General features: G+C 65.7%; 22 protein-coding genes and 3 tRNA genes. 11 read left to right on the forward strand and 14 right to left on the reverse strand.

What is annotated here, in order from left to right:
• The 5 genes from A5740_RS07340 (at nucleotide 1) to A5740_RS07360 (ending at nucleotide 5,037) form a co-directional block, all read left to right on the forward strand.
• A complete protein-coding gene (locus A5740_RS07340) occupies nucleotides 1-918 on the forward strand; it encodes an alpha/beta fold hydrolase (protein WP_076192909.1) in 918 nt (305 codons plus the stop codon).
• 170 nt (nucleotides 919-1,088) lie between these two features.
• Nucleotides 1,089-1,961 carry a cyclopropane mycolic acid synthase family methyltransferase gene (locus tag A5740_RS07345; RefSeq protein ID WP_076192684.1) on the forward strand — a complete coding sequence of 291 codons (873 nt, stop codon included), beginning with the start codon at nucleotides 1,089-1,091 and terminating at the stop codon, nucleotides 1,959-1,961.
• 186 nt (nucleotides 1,962-2,147) lie between these two features.
• Nucleotides 2,148-3,008, forward strand: coding sequence for a cyclopropane mycolic acid synthase family methyltransferase (locus A5740_RS07350; protein ID WP_076192686.1), 861 nt, complete (start codon nucleotides 2,148-2,150; stop codon nucleotides 3,006-3,008).
• A gap of 105 nt (nucleotides 3,009-3,113) precedes the next feature.
• A complete protein-coding gene (locus A5740_RS07355; protein WP_076192687.1) occupies nucleotides 3,114-3,809 on the forward strand; it encodes a YciI family protein in 696 nt (231 codons plus the stop codon).
• 7 nt (nucleotides 3,810-3,816) lie between these two features.
• Nucleotides 3,817-5,037 (forward strand): RNA polymerase sigma factor, encoded by a 1,221-nt coding sequence (locus A5740_RS07360; RefSeq protein ID WP_076192689.1) that lies wholly within the window; start codon nucleotides 3,817-3,819, stop codon nucleotides 5,035-5,037.
• Nucleotides 5,038-5,109: 72 nt separating this feature from the next.
• On the opposite strand, the gene rplA is transcribed toward A5740_RS07360, so the two are convergent.
• From rplA to A5740_RS07425, 13 genes are all read right to left on the reverse strand, one after another.
• Nucleotides 5,110-5,817: a 50S ribosomal protein L1 gene (rplA, locus tag A5740_RS07365; protein WP_076192690.1), complete on the reverse strand. Its 708-nt coding sequence runs from the start codon at nucleotides 5,815-5,817 to the stop codon at nucleotides 5,110-5,112.
• 104 nt (nucleotides 5,818-5,921) lie between these two features.
• Nucleotides 5,922-6,350, reverse strand: coding sequence for a 50S ribosomal protein L11 (gene rplK / locus A5740_RS07370; protein WP_003881829.1), 429 nt, complete (start codon nucleotides 6,348-6,350; stop codon nucleotides 5,922-5,924).
• Between the two features lie 67 nt (nucleotides 6,351-6,417).
• Entirely contained in the window at nucleotides 6,418-7,263 is an 846-nt protein-coding gene (gene nusG / locus A5740_RS07375; protein ID WP_076192692.1) for a transcription termination/antitermination protein NusG, read from the reverse strand.
• Between the two features lie 26 nt (nucleotides 7,264-7,289).
• Nucleotides 7,290-7,748 (reverse strand): preprotein translocase subunit SecE, encoded by a 459-nt coding sequence (gene secE, locus A5740_RS07380; protein WP_076192693.1) that lies wholly within the window; start codon nucleotides 7,746-7,748, stop codon nucleotides 7,290-7,292.
• Between the two features lie 82 nt (nucleotides 7,749-7,830).
• Nucleotides 7,831-7,903, reverse strand: a tRNA-Trp gene (locus tag A5740_RS07385).
• 184 nt (nucleotides 7,904-8,087) lie between these two features.
• A complete protein-coding gene (gene hadC, locus A5740_RS07390) occupies nucleotides 8,088-8,597 on the reverse strand; it encodes a (3R)-hydroxyacyl-ACP dehydratase subunit HadC (protein ID WP_076192695.1) in 510 nt (169 codons plus the stop codon).
• A 14-nt stretch (nucleotides 8,598-8,611) separates the two neighbouring features.
• Nucleotides 8,612-9,040, reverse strand: coding sequence for a (3R)-hydroxyacyl-ACP dehydratase subunit HadB (gene hadB, locus A5740_RS07395; RefSeq protein ID WP_067777233.1), 429 nt, complete (start codon nucleotides 9,038-9,040; stop codon nucleotides 8,612-8,614).
• The gene (gene hadA / locus A5740_RS07400; RefSeq protein ID WP_076192697.1) at nucleotides 9,027-9,503 is read right to left on the reverse strand and encodes a (3R)-hydroxyacyl-ACP dehydratase subunit HadA; all 477 of its coding nucleotides are present in this window, start codon (nucleotides 9,501-9,503) and stop codon (nucleotides 9,027-9,029) included. Before hadA ends, hadB begins: the two co-directional genes overlap by 14 nt.
• A gap of 10 nt (nucleotides 9,504-9,513) precedes the next feature.
• Entirely contained in the window at nucleotides 9,514-9,681 is a 168-nt protein-coding gene (rpmG, locus tag A5740_RS07405; protein WP_003881823.1) for a 50S ribosomal protein L33, read from the reverse strand.
• A 46-nt stretch (nucleotides 9,682-9,727) separates the two neighbouring features.
• A tRNA-Met gene (locus tag A5740_RS07410) sits at nucleotides 9,728-9,801 on the reverse strand.
• Between the two features lie 40 nt (nucleotides 9,802-9,841).
• Nucleotides 9,842-9,914: transfer RNA gene (locus A5740_RS07415), tRNA-Thr, on the reverse strand.
• A gap of 107 nt (nucleotides 9,915-10,021) precedes the next feature.
• Entirely contained in the window at nucleotides 10,022-11,257 is a 1,236-nt protein-coding gene (locus A5740_RS07420; protein WP_076192699.1) for a globin domain-containing protein, read from the reverse strand.
• Nucleotides 11,254-11,703, reverse strand: a complete 450-nt coding sequence (locus A5740_RS07425) for an Rrf2 family transcriptional regulator (protein WP_076192701.1) — start codon at nucleotides 11,701-11,703, stop codon at nucleotides 11,254-11,256. The genes A5740_RS07420 and A5740_RS07425 overlap by 4 nt, the downstream gene beginning before the upstream one ends.
• A gap of 158 nt (nucleotides 11,704-11,861) precedes the next feature.
• Between A5740_RS07425 and A5740_RS07430 the strand changes: the two genes are divergently transcribed.
• The 4 genes from A5740_RS07430 (at nucleotide 11,862) to A5740_RS07445 (ending at nucleotide 15,455) form a co-directional block, all read left to right on the forward strand.
• Nucleotides 11,862-12,587: an MBL fold metallo-hydrolase gene (locus A5740_RS07430; protein ID WP_076192911.1), complete on the forward strand. Its 726-nt coding sequence runs from the start codon at nucleotides 11,862-11,864 to the stop codon at nucleotides 12,585-12,587.
• Between the two features lie 229 nt (nucleotides 12,588-12,816).
• Complete coding sequence (locus A5740_RS07435) at nucleotides 12,817-13,806, forward strand: DUF2235 domain-containing protein (RefSeq protein WP_076192702.1); 990 nt, start codon at nucleotides 12,817-12,819, stop codon at nucleotides 13,804-13,806.
• 64 nt (nucleotides 13,807-13,870) lie between these two features.
• Nucleotides 13,871-14,722: a hypothetical protein gene (locus A5740_RS07440; RefSeq protein WP_076192704.1), complete on the forward strand. Its 852-nt coding sequence runs from the start codon at nucleotides 13,871-13,873 to the stop codon at nucleotides 14,720-14,722.
• A 22-nt stretch (nucleotides 14,723-14,744) separates the two neighbouring features.
• Nucleotides 14,745-15,455 carry a crotonase/enoyl-CoA hydratase family protein gene (locus A5740_RS07445; RefSeq protein WP_076192706.1) on the forward strand — a complete coding sequence of 237 codons (711 nt, stop codon included), beginning with the start codon at nucleotides 14,745-14,747 and terminating at the stop codon, nucleotides 15,453-15,455.
• Between the two features lie 99 nt (nucleotides 15,456-15,554).
• Here A5740_RS07445 and A5740_RS07450 read toward each other — a convergent pair whose 3' ends face one another.
• A complete protein-coding gene (locus A5740_RS07450; RefSeq protein WP_076192708.1) occupies nucleotides 15,555-16,394 on the reverse strand; it encodes a hypothetical protein in 840 nt (279 codons plus the stop codon).
• A 60-nt stretch (nucleotides 16,395-16,454) separates the two neighbouring features.
• On the opposite strand from A5740_RS07450, the gene A5740_RS07455 reads away from it, so the two are divergent.
• On the forward strand, nucleotides 16,455-16,931 hold the full coding sequence (locus tag A5740_RS07455; RefSeq protein WP_076192709.1) for a MarR family winged helix-turn-helix transcriptional regulator: 477 nt from the start codon (nucleotides 16,455-16,457) through the stop codon (nucleotides 16,929-16,931).
• Complete coding sequence (locus A5740_RS07460; RefSeq protein ID WP_076192913.1) at nucleotides 16,928-18,178, forward strand: MFS transporter; 1,251 nt, start codon at nucleotides 16,928-16,930, stop codon at nucleotides 18,176-18,178. Before A5740_RS07455 ends, A5740_RS07460 begins: the two co-directional genes overlap by 4 nt.
• Nucleotides 18,179-18,199 lie beyond the last annotated feature (21 nt).

Genomic DNA, 18,199 nt, shown 5'->3' on the forward strand with positions numbered 1-18,199 from the left:
ATGAAGGTGCGCACCGGCTTCGCGAAGTCGTCGGCAAACCCCGGCGAGGTCGACCTCTACTACGAGGACATGGGCGACCCGAATGATCCGGCCGTGCTGTTGATCATGGGCCTGGGTGCACAGATGTTGTTGTGGCGCACCGGTTTCTGCGAGAAGCTGGTCAATCAGGGCTTGCGGGTCATCCGGTACGACAACCGTGACGTCGGCCTGTCCACCAAGCTGTCCGGCAAGCGCGTGGACTCCCCGCTGCCGGTGCGGATGGTCCGGTCTTTCCTCGGTCTGCGCAGTCCGGCGGTCTACACACTCGAAGACGTCGCCGACGATGCTGCCGCGCTGCTCGATCACCTCGGCATCGACGACGCCCACATCGTGGGCGGGTCGATGGGCGGGATGATCGCGCAGGTGTTCGCGGCCCGGTACGCCCAGCGCACCAGGTCGCTGGCGGTGATCTTCTCCAGCAACAACCAGCCGCTGTTGCCGCCACCGGGCATCAAGCAGTTGCTGTCGGTGATCACCGGGCCGCCGGCCAATTCGTCGCGAGAAACCATCATCGACAACGTCGTTCGGATCAGCCGGCTCAACGGCAGCCCGGCCTATCCCGCCCCGGAGGAAGAGATCCGCGCCCAGGCCGCCGAACTGTACGACCGCGCCTATTACCCGGCCGGGATCGCCCGGCATTTCGATGCCATCCTCGGCAGTGGCAGCCTGCGCCACCACGACAGGAAGATCACCGCGCCCACGGTGGTGATCCATGGCCGGGCGGACCGGCTGATGCGTCCGTCCGGCGGTCGGGCGGTGGCCCGCGCCATCGAGGGCGCGCGCCTGGTGCTGATCGACGGGATGGGACACGAATTGCCCGAACCGGTGTGGGATGAGGTCGTCGGAGAGCTCAAGACGAATTTCGCCAACGCGAGCTAGATATTCGCGAATGCAACGTTAATTCGGTGCCGGACCATTGCCGGCGACAGAAAGCTCGCTTACTGGCCGATGTCGCTCTAGAGTGGCTGCAGCAGTCTGGGGGGGCGGCTAGGTCAAGACGTGGCTTGGTGCGGCTCCGCCCGGTCGGTTTCTGCCCAAGAGGTGCGTCTGTGGCCAAACACCCGGTCAAGCTCAAGCCCCATTTCGACGACGTACAGGCTCATTACGACCTGTCCGACGACTTTTTCGCCCTTTTCCTGGATTCGACCAGGACCTACAGCTGCGCGTACTTCGAACGCGATGACATGACGCTCGAAGAAGCCCAGCTCGCCAAGATCGACCTCTCGTTGGGCAAGCTCGGGTTAGAGCCCGGGATGACCTTGCTCGACGTGGGATGCGGCTGGGGCGGGACAATGATGCGGGCACTGGAGCGCTACGACGTCAACGTCATCGGGCTGACCTTGAGCCGCAACCAGGCCGACCACGTACAACAGCGCTTCGACAATTCCGACAGTCCGCGCACCAAGCGGGTGCTGCTCGCGGGCTGGGAAGAGTTCGACGAGCCGGTGGACCGGATCGTGTCGATCGGGGCGTTCGAGCATTTCGGACCCGACCGCTATGACGACTTCTTCAGCCTCACCCACCGCATCCTGCCGGACGACGGCGTCATGCTGCTCCACACCATCACCGCGATGAATCCCCGCTATGCGGCGGAGCGGGGCATCCCGCTCACCTTCGAGTTGGCGAAGTTCATCAAGTTCATCCTGACCGAGATCTTCCCGGGCGGGCGATTGCCTTCGGTCGAGATGGTCGAAGAGCATGCGGACCGGGCGTCGTTCACCCTGACCCGGCGCCAACCGCTGCAGCTGCATTACGCGCGCACCCTCGATCTGTGGGCGGCGAATCTGGAGGCTCAGCACGACGAGGCGGTCCGGATCCAGTCCCAAGAGGTCTACGACCGCTACATGCGCTATCTCACCGGCTGCGCAAACCTCTTCCGGGTCGGCTACATCGACGTCAACCAGTTCACGTTGCAGAAGTGAGCGTGTCGCCGCAACCTTCGCCAACACAGCACGGTGCGGCGATTTTCGGCAGGAATCGCCGGCCAGCGCGCCGCCCTTGACGTTTGCCGGCAAAACTCTTTGACAGCTGTCACGTCCTGCTGAGAGTCACCTGTTGTAGGCTGACGACTCGGCGGGGAGAACTCTAACGCTTGGAGCAATTCGAATATGTCGAAGTTGACACCCAAATATGAAGAACTGCAGTCGATCTACGACATTTCAAACGAATTCTACGAACTGTTCCTGGGTCCCACAATGGGCTACACGTGCGGCTATTACGAACGTGAGGACATGACGGGCGCCGAGGCGCAGATCGCCAAGTTCGACCTCGCCCTGGGCAAGCTCGGCCTGGAACCCGGCATGACCCTGCTGGACATCGGTTGCGGCTGGGGCGCCTGCATGGCCCGGGCGATCGAGAAGTACGACGTCAACGTCATCGGTCTGACCCTGAGCGGCGAGCAGCGGGAATACGCCATCGAAAAGCTTTCCCAGGTCCCCACCCAGCGCAATGTCGAGGTCCGGCTGCAGGGCTGGGAAGAATTCGACGACAAAGTCGACCGCATCGTGTCGATCGGCGCCTTCGAGCATTTCGGATTCGAGCGGTATCCGGCGTTTTTCGAGACCGCCTACAACGCGCTGCCCGACGACGGCATAATGTTGCTGCACAACATCACCGGATTCGACCTCCGTCAGGGGCAGAAGCTCGGCCTGCACATGACGTTCGAGGACGCCCGGTTCGCCCGGTTCATCATGACCGAGATCTTCCCCGGCGGCCGGCTGCCCTCGGTGGAGATGGAGCAGGAGAAGGCGATCGAGGCCGGGTTCAAGGTCACCCGGGTCCAGGAGATCGGCCCGCATTACGTCCGCACGCTCAAGTACTGGGCAGACGCGCTGGCGGCGCACAAGGACGAGGCCATCGCGATCCAGAGCCAAGAAATCTACGACCGCTACGACAAGTACCTCAACGGCTGCCAGAAGTACTTCGCCTCCGGCCACATCAGCGTGCATCAGTTCACGCTGCAGAAGTAGTCGGCAAAACTTTTTCGGCGGGCTGTCGGATCTCGGCGGTGCCGTTCGTCGGTTGGGTAGAGAGTGGAACATACGGTTCTGCTCACTGCCCACCGGAGGACGACGATGCTGTACTTCGCTTTACTGATCAGCCCGGATGTAGAACTCGCACCTGAGCAGCGGGCCGAGGGCATGGCGGCGTTCCAGGCCTTCCACGCCCGGGCCCGTTCGGCGATACGGGCGGGTGATGCCCTGGACAAGGCCGCTGTGCCCACGCGTATCAGCGGCGGACCCGACAAGCCGGTGGTCACCGACGGCCCGTTCGCCGAAGGCGCCGAAGTGGCCTGTGGCTACTACGTCTTCGAGGCCGACAACCTCGACGAGGTGCTGACCCTGGCGCGCGATATCCCAGTCGCCCAGTTCGGTGCGGTCGAGATTTGGCCCATCGTGCACTGGCAGGCACCTGAGCAGCCGCTCGGAAACGATTGGCTGGCATTGCTGCTGGAACCGCCGGAGCTGGTGAACACCCCCGGCACCGATGAGTGGAACGAGCAGGCGGGCCGACACGTCGAACTTGCCGAAACCCTCGGCGACAAGACGCTGGCCGGTGCCCCGTTGCACCCGCCGTCGACGGCGACCACCGTCCGGGTGCGGGACGGCAAGGTGATGGTCACCGACGGCCCGTATGCCGAGGGCGCCGAAGTGGCCAATGGTTTCTACGTGTTGCGGGCCGCCGACCGCGACGAAGCCGTCAAGCTCGCGTCGATGATCCCGGCGTCTGCCATCGAGGTCCGCCGGTTGTCGGGGCTCGCCGGCCTGTAATCGCCTGATGATCCAACTGGACGGCATCTTTCGGCGCGAGTGGGGTCCGACGGTGGCGGTCATCGCTCGGTGGTCGGGCGATCTCACCGTGGCCGAGGATGCCGTCCAGGAGGCCTGCGCACAAGCCGTCCGGGTCTGGCCGGACCAAGGCGTCCCCACCAATCCCGGGGCGTGGTTGACCACCGTCGCGCGCAATCGGGCGCTGGACCGGTTGCGACGTGAATCGTCGCGCCCGGGACGAGAATTCGCGGCCGCTTACGAGCGCGTCGGGACATCGGAGGAGATCGAATTGCACCCGGTGCGCGACGACGAACTGCGGATGATGTTCACCTGCGCCCATCCGGCATTGGACCGCAGCTCGCAATTGGCGCTGACCCTGCGGCTGATCTCCGGGCTCACCGTCCCCGAGATCTCCCGTGCCCTGCTGCAGAGCGAAGCGGCGGTCGGGCAGCGAATCACCCGCGCCAAGAACAAGATTCGTCAAGCCAACATCCCGTTGCGGGTTCCACCACCCGAGCTTCTCGATGAGCGCACCCCACACGTCCTCGGCTGCGTCTATTCGGTGTTCACCGAGGGTTACTGGTCGACGGGTGGACCCTCGGCCATCCGCGACGACCTGTGTGATGAAGGGGTGCGGCTCGCCGGTGAGCTGTGCGATCTGATGCCCGACAACCGCGACGCGCACGCCCTCACCGCCCTTGTGCTGCTGCATGATTCGCGTCGCCGGACCCGGGTCGACGACACCGGCGCCTTGGTGCCGCTCGACGAGCAGAACCGGAGCCGTTGGGACCGCGGCCGCATCACCCGAGGTCTGGAACAGCTGCGGCTGGCAGAAGGTGCAGCGGGATCGTATCTTCCGCAAGCGGTGATCGTGGCGGTGCACGCGACGGCGCCGGCCTGGCAACACACCGACTGGGCCACCATCTGTCTGGCCTACGATCGTCTGCTCACCCTGGCCGACTCCCCGGTGGCTCGCGCAAATCGCGCTCTGGCCATCGGCTTTCGTGACGGGTTTGATGCCGGGCTGGCCGCGCTCGACGAGGTGGCCGATGATCCACGGCTGGCCCGGACGAACGCAGTGGCCTCGATCCGCGCCGATCTGCTGCGCCGAGCCGGGCGGTGCGGTGAGGCGCAGCGCTGGTATCGCATTGCACTGGATGGCGACAACGTGTCCGCGCCTGCTGCGGCATTCCTGCGGCGTCGCCTCGCGGAGTGCGTCGGCTGTTGATGTCCAACAGACACAAACCTGCCCCTTTTCAAGCGAAAAGGGGCAGGTTTGCGTCTGCTCGCGCAGAGAAAATTACGCCTCGGTGAAGTTCCGGGTCACCGCCGGGTCAACCGGGATACCCGGGCCGGTGGTGGTGGAGACGGTCACCTTCTTGAGGTAACGACCCTTCGACGACGACGGCTTGGCCCGCAGCACCTCGTCGAGCGCGGCGCCGTAGTTCTCCGCCAGCTTGGCATCGTCGAAGGACGCCTTGCCGATCACGAAGTGCAGGTTGGCCTGCTTGTCGACACGGAAGTTGATCTTGCCGCCCTTGATGTCGGCCACAGCCTTGGTGACATCGGGGGTGACGGTGCCGGTCTTGGGGTTCGGCATCAGACCGCGCGGGCCCAGCACGCGGGCGATCTTACCGACCTTGGCCATCTGATCCGGGGTGGCGATGGCGGCGTCGAAGTCCAGGAATCCGCCCTGGATCTTCTCGATCAGGTCGTCGCTGCCGACCACGTCGGCGCCGGCGGCCAGTGCCTGCTCGGCCTTCTCGCCGACGGCGAACACCGCGACGCGGGCGGTCTTACCGGTGCCGTGCGGCAGGTTGACGGTGCCGCGCACCATCTGGTCAGCCTTGCGCGGGTCCACACCGAGGCGGATGGCGACCTCGACCGTGGCGTCCTGCTTCTTGGAGGAGGTCTCCTTGGCCAGCTTCGCCGCCTCAAGAGGCGTGTAGAGCTTGGTCCGGTCGACCTTCTCCGCGGCTTCGCGGTATGCCTTGCTGTTCTTGCTCATTTGTGAAATCCAATCGTGTTCTTGGAGTCGTGGTGCGGGCCGATGCCAGCCCTCCCACTGGGGGTGCGGATATCCGACCTCTGTGGTCGGGTCGGTCCGCGTCGCTATTCGACGGTGATACCCATCGAGCGGGCGGTGCCGGCGATGATCTTCGACGCAGCGTCGATGTCGTTGGCGTTGAGATCGGCCTTCTTGGTCTCAGCGATCTCGCGCACCTGGTCCCAGGTCACCTTGGCGACCTTGGTCTTGTGCGGCTCGCCCGAACCCTTCTGCACACCGGCGGCCTTCAGCAGCAGCTTGGCGGCGGGCGGGGTCTTCAGTGCGAACGTGAAGCTGCGGTCCTCGTAGACGGTGATCTCCACGGGGATGACGTTTCCGCGCTGCGACTCGGTCGCGGCGTTGTACGCCTTGCAGAACTCCATGATGTTGACGCCGTGCTGGCCAAGTGCAGGACCGACCGGCGGGGCGGGGTTGGCCTGCCCGGCCTGGATCTGCAGCTTGATGAGCCCGGCGACCTTCTTCTTCGGGGCCATGCTTGTGGTGTTCCTTACTTGCTCATCCGTGGGCGCCGAAACGCCCGGTTACTAGCCGCTGTGGCGACTAAATCTTGGAGACCTGGTTGAAGGTCAGTTCGACGGGTGTCTCGCGACCGAAGATGGACACCAGCACCTTGAGCTTCTGCTGCTCGGCGTTGACCTCGCTGATCGAGGCGGGCAGCGTGGCGAACGGGCCGTCCATGACGGTGACGGACTCGCCGACCTCGAAGTCGACCAGGATCTCCGGCCGTTCGAGGGTGGCCTCGGTGCTGGCACCGGCCGCGGCGGCGGCAGCGCTGGACTTGGCGGGTTTCTTGGCGGCGCCCTGCGGCAGCAGGAACTTCACGACGTCGTCCAGCGACAGCGGCGACGGGCGTGAGGTGGCGCCGACGAAGCCCGTGACACCCGGGGTGTTGCGCACCGCGCCCCAGGACTCGTCGTTGAGTTCCATGCGCACCAGGATGTAGCCCGGCAGCACCTTGCGGTTGACCTGCTTGCGCTGGCCGTTCTTGATCTCGGTGACCTCTTCGGTGGGCACCTCGACCTGGAAGATGTAGTCGCCGACGTCCAGGTTCTGCACGCGGGTCTCGAGGTTGGCCTTCACCTTGTTCTCGTAACCGGCGTACGAGTGGATGACGTACCAGTCACCGGGCTTGAGCCGCAGTTCCTTCTTGAGTGCGACGGCCGGGTCTTCGTCTTCGTCGGCGGCAGGCGCCTCGTCGGCGGCTTCTTCGGCCTCGCCGGCATCTTCGGCCTCGTCGACCGGGGCCTCGTCGGCGGCAGGCGCCTCATCGGCCGTATCGGCGGCTGCGGCGTCCTGGTCTTCGGTCAGATCGTCGGTCTGCGACTCGACGCCGTCGACGTCAACGATCTCGTCGGCGAACGTCTCGTCGCCGTCGAACGTGGTCACGTTGTCAGTCCTCTCTCAATTCCAGATCAGGTGCCGAACACCAGCGACACCAGCTTCGCCAGGCCGAAGTCGGCGCCGGCGATCAGTGCCACCATGAACGCCAGGAAAACCAGCACCACCGTGGTGTAGCTGACCATCTGCTTGCGGTTGGGCCAGATCACCTTGCGGAGCTCGGCCACGACCTGTCGCAGGTAGGTGACGACGAACATGATCGGGTTACGCGACGGCCCGGTCTTCTTCTTGGCCTTCGCGGTCTTCTTGGCTTTGCCGGAGTCGGTCTTGGCCTCGCTCGACGCTGTGTCGTCCTCGGCGGCCTCGTCGCTGTCGCTCTCAGCGACCGCACCGCGTCGGCTCCGCTTGCCGGTCGGGCGCAGCGGCCGGGTCACCACCGCGGTCTGACCATGGCTGGTGCCGGTTGTCCCGGTGTCGGTGCCCTCGGTTCCAGTGTCGTCTGCGGAGCCGGCACCTTCGCGCTCGTCGCTCACCGCATACTCCGTTCATTTCCTAGCGGACTGTTTGTTGCGGTCACCTTCCAGTGTCCACACGTTGTCGAGTATTCAGTTTGAGCAGGGGCGACAGGACTTGAACCTGCAACCTGCGGTTTTGGAGACCGCTGCTCTGCCAGTTGAGCTACGCCCCTCTGTCGGTGACATGCTGGCGCTGTCGTCACCGCACTGCGCCGAGGCTCACACAATTCGCGCGCGGCCCGTTCACGGTCAAGCCGACGGACAGCGCGCTGAAATGGGAAAAACCCCGAGTGCCGAGTGTACCCCGGCGTGGGTGTCATCTACTAATCGCACGCGCTGACGACACCCCGTCCACGATCACTCGCCGGCGGCCTTGCGCACCACCTTGCCGGTCTCCGGATCCCACTTGACCTGGATGGAATCGTCGCCTTCATGACCCATCATCGTGGTGAAGGCCTCGAGGACCACATCCCCGTCGTCGTTGGTGCAGACGTTGTGGGTGACCACGATGTCGGCGCCGAACCGCTCGTCGACGGACTGGATCGTCATGACCGCGTGCAGCTGATCGCCGGCCTTGAGCGGCTTGCGATACAGGAACTTCTGATCCACCTGGACGATCTGCATGGTTTCCATGCCGACGTCGACATTCTGGAAGAAGTGCTCCTGCACCAGTAGCGCCAAGGTGGAGGCGAAGGTCAGTGGGGCGACCAGGGCATCGTGGCCGAGCTCGGCGGCGGCCGCCTCGTCGTGGCTGGCCGGGTCCATGGCCTTGACGGCCTTGGCGTACTGACGGATCTGCTCGCGGCCGATCAGGAAGGGGTGCGGATATTTCCAGACCATTCCCCGGATGTCGGTCTTGAGTGCCATGCCCGCAGACCTCCCTAAGCCAGTTTGGCAGTTGCGACAGCGCGGCCGAAGATCTTCTTTCCTCCGGCGGTGGCCGAGATGGCGATGGTCACCAGCTTGTCGTCCGGGTCGACGGACTTGACTCGGCCGTTGAACACGATCTCGGCCCCGACGCCGTCGTTGGGTACCGGCACGACGGCGGTGAACCGGACGTTGTACTCGGTGACCGCGGCCGGATCGCCCACCCACGAGGTGACGTAGCCGCCGCCGAGGCCCATGGTGAGCATGCCGTGGGCGATGGCGGTGTCGAGACCGACCTGCTTGGCGATCTCGTCGTCCCAGTGGATCGGGTTCAGGTCGCCGGACACGCCGGCGTAGTTGACCAGGTCGCCGCGGGTCAGAGGAATGACCTTCTCCGGAAGCGTGTCACCGACCTTGACCGAGCTGAATTCACGCAGAGCCATCAGAAAAACCCTCTTCTCCGTCACCCGAGCGACCCGCCAGGGTCGTGTAGGACTCCTGGACCAAATCACCGTTGTCGTTGGTGATGATGTTCTTCGTCACGATGATGTCGGTGCCGTGCGCCTTGCGAACGGAGTGCACGGACACGTCGCAGTACAGTTTGTCGCCGGCCTTGATCGGCTTGACGAACTTCAGTTCCTGGTCGACCTGGACGATCTGGGCGTCCTGGATGGCGATGTTCGCGTGCTCGAAGAACGCCGACTGCGCCTGGTATCCGAAAATGCAGATGAAAGTCAGCGGCGCGGGGAGCCGGTCGTGTCCGATCTCGGCTGCAGCGGCCTCGTCGTGAAAGAAATCATCGTCGTTCTTGACTGCGATGGCATGTTCGCGAATCTTCTCGCGACCGACCTCGTAGTGCTCGGGATACCGGTACTGCATCCCGACGATGTTCGTCGACAGACCCACGAGCCCAGGGCTACCGCGACTCTTTGTGCGGCTGGTGAGTACCGCAGTTGGGGCAGAACTTCTTGATCTCGAGCCGGTCGGGATCGTTGCGGCGATTCTTCTTGGTGATGTAGTTGCGGTGCTTGCACACCTCGCACGCCAAAGTGATCTTCGGCCGTACGTCGGTACTCGACGCCACGTCAGTTCTCCCTGCTCAAAATCACGCTCTGCTTTTGATGTTCCTGTAGCGGTGGGGAGGCTCGATCTCCCGACCTCACGATTATGAGTCGTGCGCTCTAACCAGCTGAGCTACACCGCCCCGATCGACGCGGGCGGGGCTCCGCCCCGGGCGTCCACCGAGCCCCCTAACGGAATCGAACCGTTGACCTTTTCCTTACCATGGAAACGCTCTGCCGACTGAGCTAAGGGGGCCTGTTGCGCGTCCGTACCCGCGCAGCCTTAAAGAGGGTACAGCCTCCCCGGCGGCCGCACCAAACCGCAGGTCAGCACGGCCGTCGGGGAGTTATTTCGCCTGGTCGCTAGTCCAGCAGCCAATCGTTGGGGGCGAACAGCTCGCAGTGCATCCGCTCGGCGACGACGCCGCGGCCGGCCAGCTGGGTGCGGACCGCCTCGACGAAACCGGGTCCACCGCACAGGTAGTACGCCGCGTCGGCGGGCAGCTCGATGCCGTCGAGCTTGAGCAGCCCGGCGTGGACGCCGGGGGCGCCGCCGGTGACGCCGTCCTCGTACCAGAGGTCGAGGTTGGCGTTGGGCAGCGCGTCGATCAACTCGTGCTGACGTTCCCGCAGCGGGTGGGCGGTGTCGCTGCGGTCGGCATGCAGCACCCGCACGTGGGTGTCGGGCGCCTCGGCGGCCACGAACTCCAGGATGCCGACCATCGGGGTGATCCCGATCCCGGCCGACACCAGCACCAGCGGCCCGTCGGGCAGTCCTCCGGTGTAGAGGTCACCGAACGGCAGGGTGACATCGAGAAGGTCGCCGACGCACACGTTGGCCCGGATCCAGCTCGACACCTCGCCGGCGGGCTGGGTCTCGACGGCGTCGACCGGCTTGACCGCGAACGTCAGGTCCGTCGATCCGGCCACGTTGACCAGGCTGTACTGGCGCAGCTGGCGGGCCCCGTCGGGCAAGGTCACCCCGACCGACACATATTGTCCGGCCACGAAATCGACGGGCTTCTCCGAGCGGACGGTGACCAGCACCGCGCCGGAGGGGTCGTCGACCCGGGAGACGACACGCAGCCGGCGGTAGACGTCGCCGGGCTCGACACCGGCCGCGGCGTACAGATCGCGTTCCAGGCCGATCAGGGTGTCGGCCATGATCCAGTACACGCGGTCCCAGGCCTCGGCCACCTCGGGGGTGACGGTGTCGGCGCCGAGCACTTCCACGATCGCGGCGAACAGGTTGTCGTGCACGATCGGGTACTGGTCGGCGGTGATGCCCAGCGACGCGTGCTTGTGACCGATGCGTGACAGCAGGGCTGACGGATGCGGCAGGTCGGGGTTGACCAGGTGGGTGGCGAACGTGGCGATCGAGGCGGCCAGTGCGCGCTGCTGGGCTCCCTGGGCCTGGTTACCGCGGTTGAACAGGTTGCGCAGCAACTCGGGGTGGTTGGCGAACAGCCTGCGGTAGAAGTCCGAGGTGATCTCGTCGATGTGCGCGCCAATGAGGGGCAGTGTGGCAGAGACGATTTCGGCGTGCTTGGGCTCGAGTTCGTCGCGTACCGCAGACGGCTCAGGGCTGGTGACGGTCATCGGAGATTCCCTTCGGTTGTGAGTTGTAAAACAATCGGTAGGCGGGTGTCCGCCGTGAGATCGGTGACGGTGTAGCGATCGAGTTCGCGATAGAACGCCTCCTTCGCGTCGGCCAGCACCCGGCGAAGCCGGCAGGCCGCGATCAGCGGGCAAGGGGAATCCCCTCCGCAGTTGATGACCTCCTGGTCGCCTTCGAGCTCACGTATCAGCCGGCCGATCGAGGCGTTGCGTCCGGCGTCGGTGAGTACCAGTCCCCCGACCCGGCCCCGCCGGGCGTGCACCATGCCGAGCTCGGAGAGCTTGGCCACGGCCTTGGCGACGTGGTGTTCGGAGGCGTCGGCGCCCGCGGCGATGGTCCGGGTGGTGATGCGCCGGTCCTGTGTCTCACCGGCGGACAGCAGCATCATGGCGCGCAGTCCGAGGTCGGTGAACCGGGTGAGGTGCATGGCTCTGACGCTAGTAATTCCGCATTTTTGAGGCGAGTTTTTTCCGTGTGGGCTTAAACACGCGATGACGTGCGCTTTTTGGACCTGCACGGATGCTGGGAGCCGGCACAGTCGACGGTCCGCGGCGCCGCTGTCGGGCCGCCAAATACGCTTGGCCCATGTCCGAGCCCAAGGTTGACGATCGCTTGTATTTCCGCCAGTTGTTGGCCGGCCGCGACTACGCGACCGATGACGTGATCGCCCAGCAGATGCGCAACTTCTCCTACCTGATCGGCGACCGCGAGACCGGTGATGCCGTCGTGGTCGATCCGGCGTACGCGGCCAATGATCTGGTCGACCTCCTCGAAGCCGACGACATGCGGCTGTCAGGCGTGCTGGTCACCCATCACCACCCGGACCATGTCGGCGGCACGATGATGGGCTTCACCCTGGCCGGCCTGGCCGAGCTGCTGGAACGGCAGAGTGTGCCGGTGCATGTGAACAGCCACGAGGCCGAGTGGGTGTCGCGCGTCACCGGGATCGCGCCCAGCGAGCTGACCGCGCACACACACGGCGACAAGGTCGCGGTCGGCTCGGTGGACATCGAGCTGCTGCACACCCCCGGACACACCCCGGGTAGCCAGTGCTTTCTGCTCGACGGTCGCCTGGTCGCCGGGGACACGTTGTTCCTCGATGGATGCGGGCGCACCGACTTTCCTGGCGGCAACGTCGACGACATGTTCCGCAGCCTGCAGGCGCTGGCCGCACTGCCCGGCGATCCGACCGTCTTCCCCGGGCACTGGTACTCGGCCGAGCCGAGCGCTCCGCTCGACGAGATCAAACGCAGCAACTACGTGTATCGGGCGTCGAACCTCGACCAGTGGCGCATGTTGATGGGCGGATGATGAATCGTTCCAGATCGCGAATGTGCGGAATCCGCTGAATCGACGGATCCTCCACGGGGCAATTCCACGTTGCGGCGCATCGACTGCCACGGATTTCGTTGCCCAGACTTTTGCGTTGGAAAGAATCCGCACCCGCGGGCGATTCGAGTAGTCCAATACTCAGGACATCGGCGCGCGGGCACGGCAAAGTGTGAGTCAGCACTATTTGACAGTTTTGCCGGGGGTCGCCGTGAAGAACATCGTGCTGTGCTTCGACCACACAGATGAACATCCCGGGCTCCGTGACGCGTCGAATACCGAGATGCTGTTTCGGTTGCTGGACGGCACCGAACAGCTCACTTGGTATCACAGCGGCACGGCGATGCGCCCCGGCAGACGCCTGACCCCGGCCTATCGCGGCGACTCGGTGAGCGCGGCGCGAGCCGCCATCGTCGAGGCCTACCGGTTCCTCGGGGATGCATGGGATCCCGGGGATCGCATCTACGTCTTCGGCGGGGGCGACGGTGGACACCGCGCCGGGGAGCTGGCCACACTGCTCGGCACGGTCGGCCTGCTGCCCGCGCACTCCGATGACGTGCTGGACTACGCGTTGGCCACCTACGTGCTGCCACGCACGGCCCGCACCCCGCAGGACTGGCGCCAGATCAAGGTGTTGGCGGCACAGCTGTTCGGCGATCGCGATCCGGCCGTGCCGGTGCGGTTCGTCGGCCTGTGGAACGCCACCGCAACTCCGGGCACGAAACAACACATGGGTCCGTTGCCCACCGTGGAAACCGGGCGGCATGCGGTCGGGGTGGACGGCGGACGCCGGACGATCCGGTACTGCGAAAGCCTCGACGAGGTGTGGTTCCGGGGCACGCGAGGCGACGTGACCGGCGGCAACGACGCCTGCTGGCCGCTGGCCGACATCGCGCTGGACTGGGTGCTCGACGGCGCGATCGCCGCGGGTCTACAGGTCCTCGAGCGCGGTGCGTGCCCCACTGATCTCGACGCCCTGGCCGGTACCGCGCCGGTGATCGGCCGGTGCCGCCCACCGCTGGACGCCAAGGTGCACGCCAGCGTCGAGGTGTACCTGCGGTCCCACCCGCACTACTGGCGGCGGCTGCCCGCGCGCATCGAATGGGCCGACGTCGAGTGGCTGGCCCGCGGTGAGCGGCTGGTGCACACCCCGGTCACCGCGACCGTTGCCCGTGACGTCCTCACCGCCGTCGCGTCCTGATTTCGACCCGAGTTTGCTGGGCCGGACCGCTGCCCACGCCGAAAGTCCGTGATATACCCACTTGGTGGGGATCATCGATGCGGTCACGGAGCGGGGGCGTGAGTTGGCCAGTTTCGAACCGGGTGCGTGGACGGCGCTCGCGGCGTGGGTGGCGATCGTCGTCGTCGTCATCGCGCTCATCTATGCATGGCGGCAGTATCTGAAAGCCAAGGAGCGGCGGGCCGAGCTGACACAGCCGAATGTGGCGATGTTCATGGAGCCCAGCAGTGCCGACTGGCATCTGGTGGAGCTGGTGGTCCGCAATTACGGACAACGCCCGGCCTACGGCCTGCGGTTCGAGTTCGCGAATCCGCCGACGGTCGGCAAGTACGAAAGTTCCTACGACGACAACTATGTCGACATCGTGCCGCTGAACCTGCCCGCCGAGATCCCGTATCTGGCGCCGTCGCAGGAGTGGCGCATCGTGTGGGATTCGGCGTTGGACCGCAAGGAGCTGGGTGAGGCCATCGCGTCCCGGTTCGACGGAGCGATCACCTATTACGACGAGCCCGGCTCCCCCGGCAAACCCAGTGGCCGCAAGTTGCGCAACACCGCGGTGCTGGATTGGGCGACGCTGCCGCCGGTGGACCGTATGGAGTTGTTGACCACCCATGATCGGGCCCGTCGGGAAAAGCAGAAGCTGGAGTTGTTGCGCGGGGTGCTGACGTATTTCCAGTACGCGGCCAAGGAGTCCGACGAGCAGAAGCTGCGCTCGGAGATCAACCGCATCAACGCGATGGGTGCCGAGCTGCGGTCACGCTGGCGTGATCGGTACGAGGCCACCCATGACGACGATGACGACGACGATTACGACGATGACGATCCCGAGACCGATCTGATCAAACCGGCAACCTCCGGCAGCCGTCACCGGGCCTGAACCCACTCGCTACCATCGTGCGATGAGTCCCCTGGTGAGCTATGAGCTCGACGACGCCGTCGCCACGATCACGATGGACGATGGCAAAGTCAACGCACTGTCTCCGGCGATGCAGGCCGAGATCAGCGGCGCGCTGGATCAGGCAGCCCAGGCAGCCGCCGGCGGCGAGGTGAAAGCCGTTGTGCTGGCTGGTAATTCAAAGGTGTTCAGCGGCGGATTCGACCTGAGCGTGTTCTCGGCCGGTGACGCGGCCGCGACCCTGGGCATGCTCGCCGGCGGGTTCGAACTGGCGGTGCGGTGTCTGACCTTCCCGGTGCCGGTGGTCATGGCCGCGACCGGACATTGCATTGCGATGGGCTCGTTTCTGATGTTGTCCGGTGACCACCGGGTCGGCGCGTCGACGGCGCGGTGCCAGGCCAACGAGGTGAAGATCGGGATGACGCTGCCGATCGCCGCGATCGAGCTCATGCGGATGCGGTTGACGCCGGCGGCTTTTCACCGTGGCATCTCGATGGCCGCGACGTTCAGCGGTGACGCGGCGATCGCGGGTGGTTGGCTCGACGAGACCGTCGAGGCCGACGCGGTGTTGTCCCGCGCCCAGGAGGTGGCTGCCGAGGCCGCGGCGACGTTGAATGCCGGTGCACATGTGGCCAGCAAGCTCAAGGCCCGCGCCGGTGCATTGACCGCGATCCGGGCCGGGATCGACGGGCTGGCGACGGAATTCGCGGGCTAGGCGCTCTCGGGCTTTTTCCCCACTTCCGTCACATCTCTGCGGACTCTGCTCGCGTGTGAAGCGCTGTGGCGATTTTTCGTCCGTTTTTCCGCCGCAGCGCTACACACGCGGGGCCCAGGCTTTGGCGATCCGACCGAGCACGTTGGCCGCGCCGTCCCGGCGAGTGACCCGAATGACGATCCAACCCATCTCGATCATCTCGTCGATCCGGGCGATGTCCTTGCGAAGGGTTTCCGGATCGGTGTGATGGCTACCTTCGTATTCGAGCGCGATCTTCGACTCCGGCCAGGCAAGATCGACCTCGCCGATCACGGCGCCGTATTCGTTGCAGACGGGATACTGCGTTTGTGGCCGTGGATAACCGGCGCGAACAACCAAGAGCCGCAACCAGGTTTCCTGCGGCGACTCCGCTCCTGGGTCCACCAACGCGATCGTGGCGCGGGCGCGCTTGATGCCCTTGCGGCCCGAATGGCGTTCCGCCGCCCGCTCGATGTCAGCCACCTTCAGGCGAGTGGCCCGCGCCAACGCGTCGATTGCCGCGACGGCCGTATCCTCCGGAAACTTGCAGGCCAGATCGACCGCGGTGCGGGCAGGTGTGGTGAGGCGGATATCGCCGACCCGGCAGATCTCGCCGTCCTCGATCGCGTCGGCCCACGTGACGATCCCGCGGGCCGGCCGTCGATTGTTGGTGTCGATGACATAGGCGGGCAGGCTCGCGTCGATCCACCGCGCTCCGTGGAATGCCGACGCGGAGAAGCCGGCCAGGACACCGTGCCCGCGGCATCGCAACCAGCACGCCTTGGCCCGCATGAGCGCAGTCGGCCTGGCGCCCTTGGCAACGTAGATGTCGCGATGAACGGCGACGAACCGGGTCCGCAGTTCGTGCCGCGTCAGTACACCTGAGGCCAGCGCTTGGCTTCCGACGAATGGATTCCCCATGGGCGGAGTCTGCCGAGCCCTACCGACAGCTTCACACGCGAATGTTTGATCAATATATGTATGTGCTATGCATATATAGTGCCTCGCTACAACGACCTCGATGAACTGCTGGTGCGGGTCCACCTCCTCCGGCAACGGCCGGGGTGGCGCCGCCGGCTGATCGACGCGTCGGGAAGCGTTCCGTCATTGTCGACGCTGCGGGTGCTCCGTGCGGTGGAGCAACGGCAGAAGGTCGGGCTGAGCGCATCGGTTGGCGAGGTTGCCGAGTACATGGCCGTCGAGCACTCGACCGCGAGCCGCACCGTCACGAACGTGGTGAATGCCGGTCTGCTCACCAAATCCCTGGCTCCTGACGATCAACGCCGGTGCGTGCTGACGCTCACCGACCAGGGCCGTAAAGCGCTGGCCGAGGTCACCGAACGACGACAACAGATGGTCGCCGAGACGGTGGCCGACTGGCCCGATGCCGAGGTGGACCGGCTCGTCGACCTGTTGCAGCAACTGGTCACCGATTTCGAGCGGGGTGTGTGTTCGTGACGGCCCAGACCACGGTCCGCCCGCAACCACGCGGAGCCCTGCGGCTGATGTTCGACCCGGTCTTCGGCGCGTTGTTCTGGGGCAAGATGTTCTCGGTCGTCGCGGTCTGGACGCACGGCATCGTGGCGGCCATCGTGATCTTCGACGCCACGGGCTCGGCGGTGATGGTCGGACTGGTCGGTGTCGCGCAGTTCCTCCCCCAGCTCATCCTCAGCCCGACCAGCGGCAAGTGGGCCGACATCGGTGACCCGGCCCGTCAGATCCTGTGGGGTCGGGTGCTGTGCATCATCGGGTCGGGTTCCACTGCCGTCTGGCTGGCCGCGGCGCCGGATCTGCAGGGCACGGCCGCCGCCGTGCCGGTGCTCGTCGGCTCGACCCTCGTCGGCTTCGGTTTCGTCATCGGCGGCCCGGCCATGCAGTCGGTCGTGCCGAGCCTGATACGCGACGGCGAATTGCCGACGGCCATGGCACTCAACAGCATTCCGATGACCATCGGCCGCATCCTGGGCCCGGCCATCGGCGCGTTCCTGGCCGCCCGCCTGGGTGCGGCACCGGGCTTCGCGATCAGCGCGGGCCTGCACGTCATCTTCGCGATCTTCCTGCTGCTGGTCACCTTCCCGGTCCGGCCGGACCGCAGCCCGCACGGCGATTACCGGGTCCGCGCGGCCCTGGCCCATGTGTGGCGCGACCGTCCGCTGTTGCTCGCGCTGCTGGCGGTGGCGACTGTCGGGTTCGCCTCCGATCCGTCGATCACGCTCACCCCGTCGATGGCCGAAGACCTCGGCGGCGGCCCCCACCTGGTCGGCGCCCTCTCGGCCGCGTTCGGCATCGGCGCTGCCCTCGGCATGGTGGTGCTGGCCGCGATGCGCGGAAGGTTGCCCGCCGCTCGAGTGTCGGCGATCGGGCTGTGGCTGCTGGTCGCGGGCTGCGCGCTGTTGGCGCTGGGCACCGTCACCGTGCTGGCGTTGGGCGGGTTCGCGATTGCGGGGCTCGGGTTTGGCTGGGCGATGACGGGTTTGAGCACAGTGGTTCAGGAGCGGGCCCCCGAACAGCTGCGGGGCCGGATCATGGCGCTGTGGCTGGTCGGGTTCCTCGGATCACGGCCGTTTGCCGCGGCTCTGCTCGGCGGTGCGGCCGACCTGTTCAACGTGCGAGTCGCGTTCGTCATCGCCGGTGCGATCACCCTCGCGGTCGCGCTGACCGCCCGACCGGGCGCGCTGTCGGGGCCAAACACCGCGCCGCGCTAACCCGGTCTCCTATCGTGTCTG

It is taken from the genome of Mycobacterium sp. GA-1841 (genome assembly GCF_001954135.1).
GTDB lineage: Bacteria > Actinomycetota > Actinomycetes > Mycobacteriales > Mycobacteriaceae > Mycobacterium.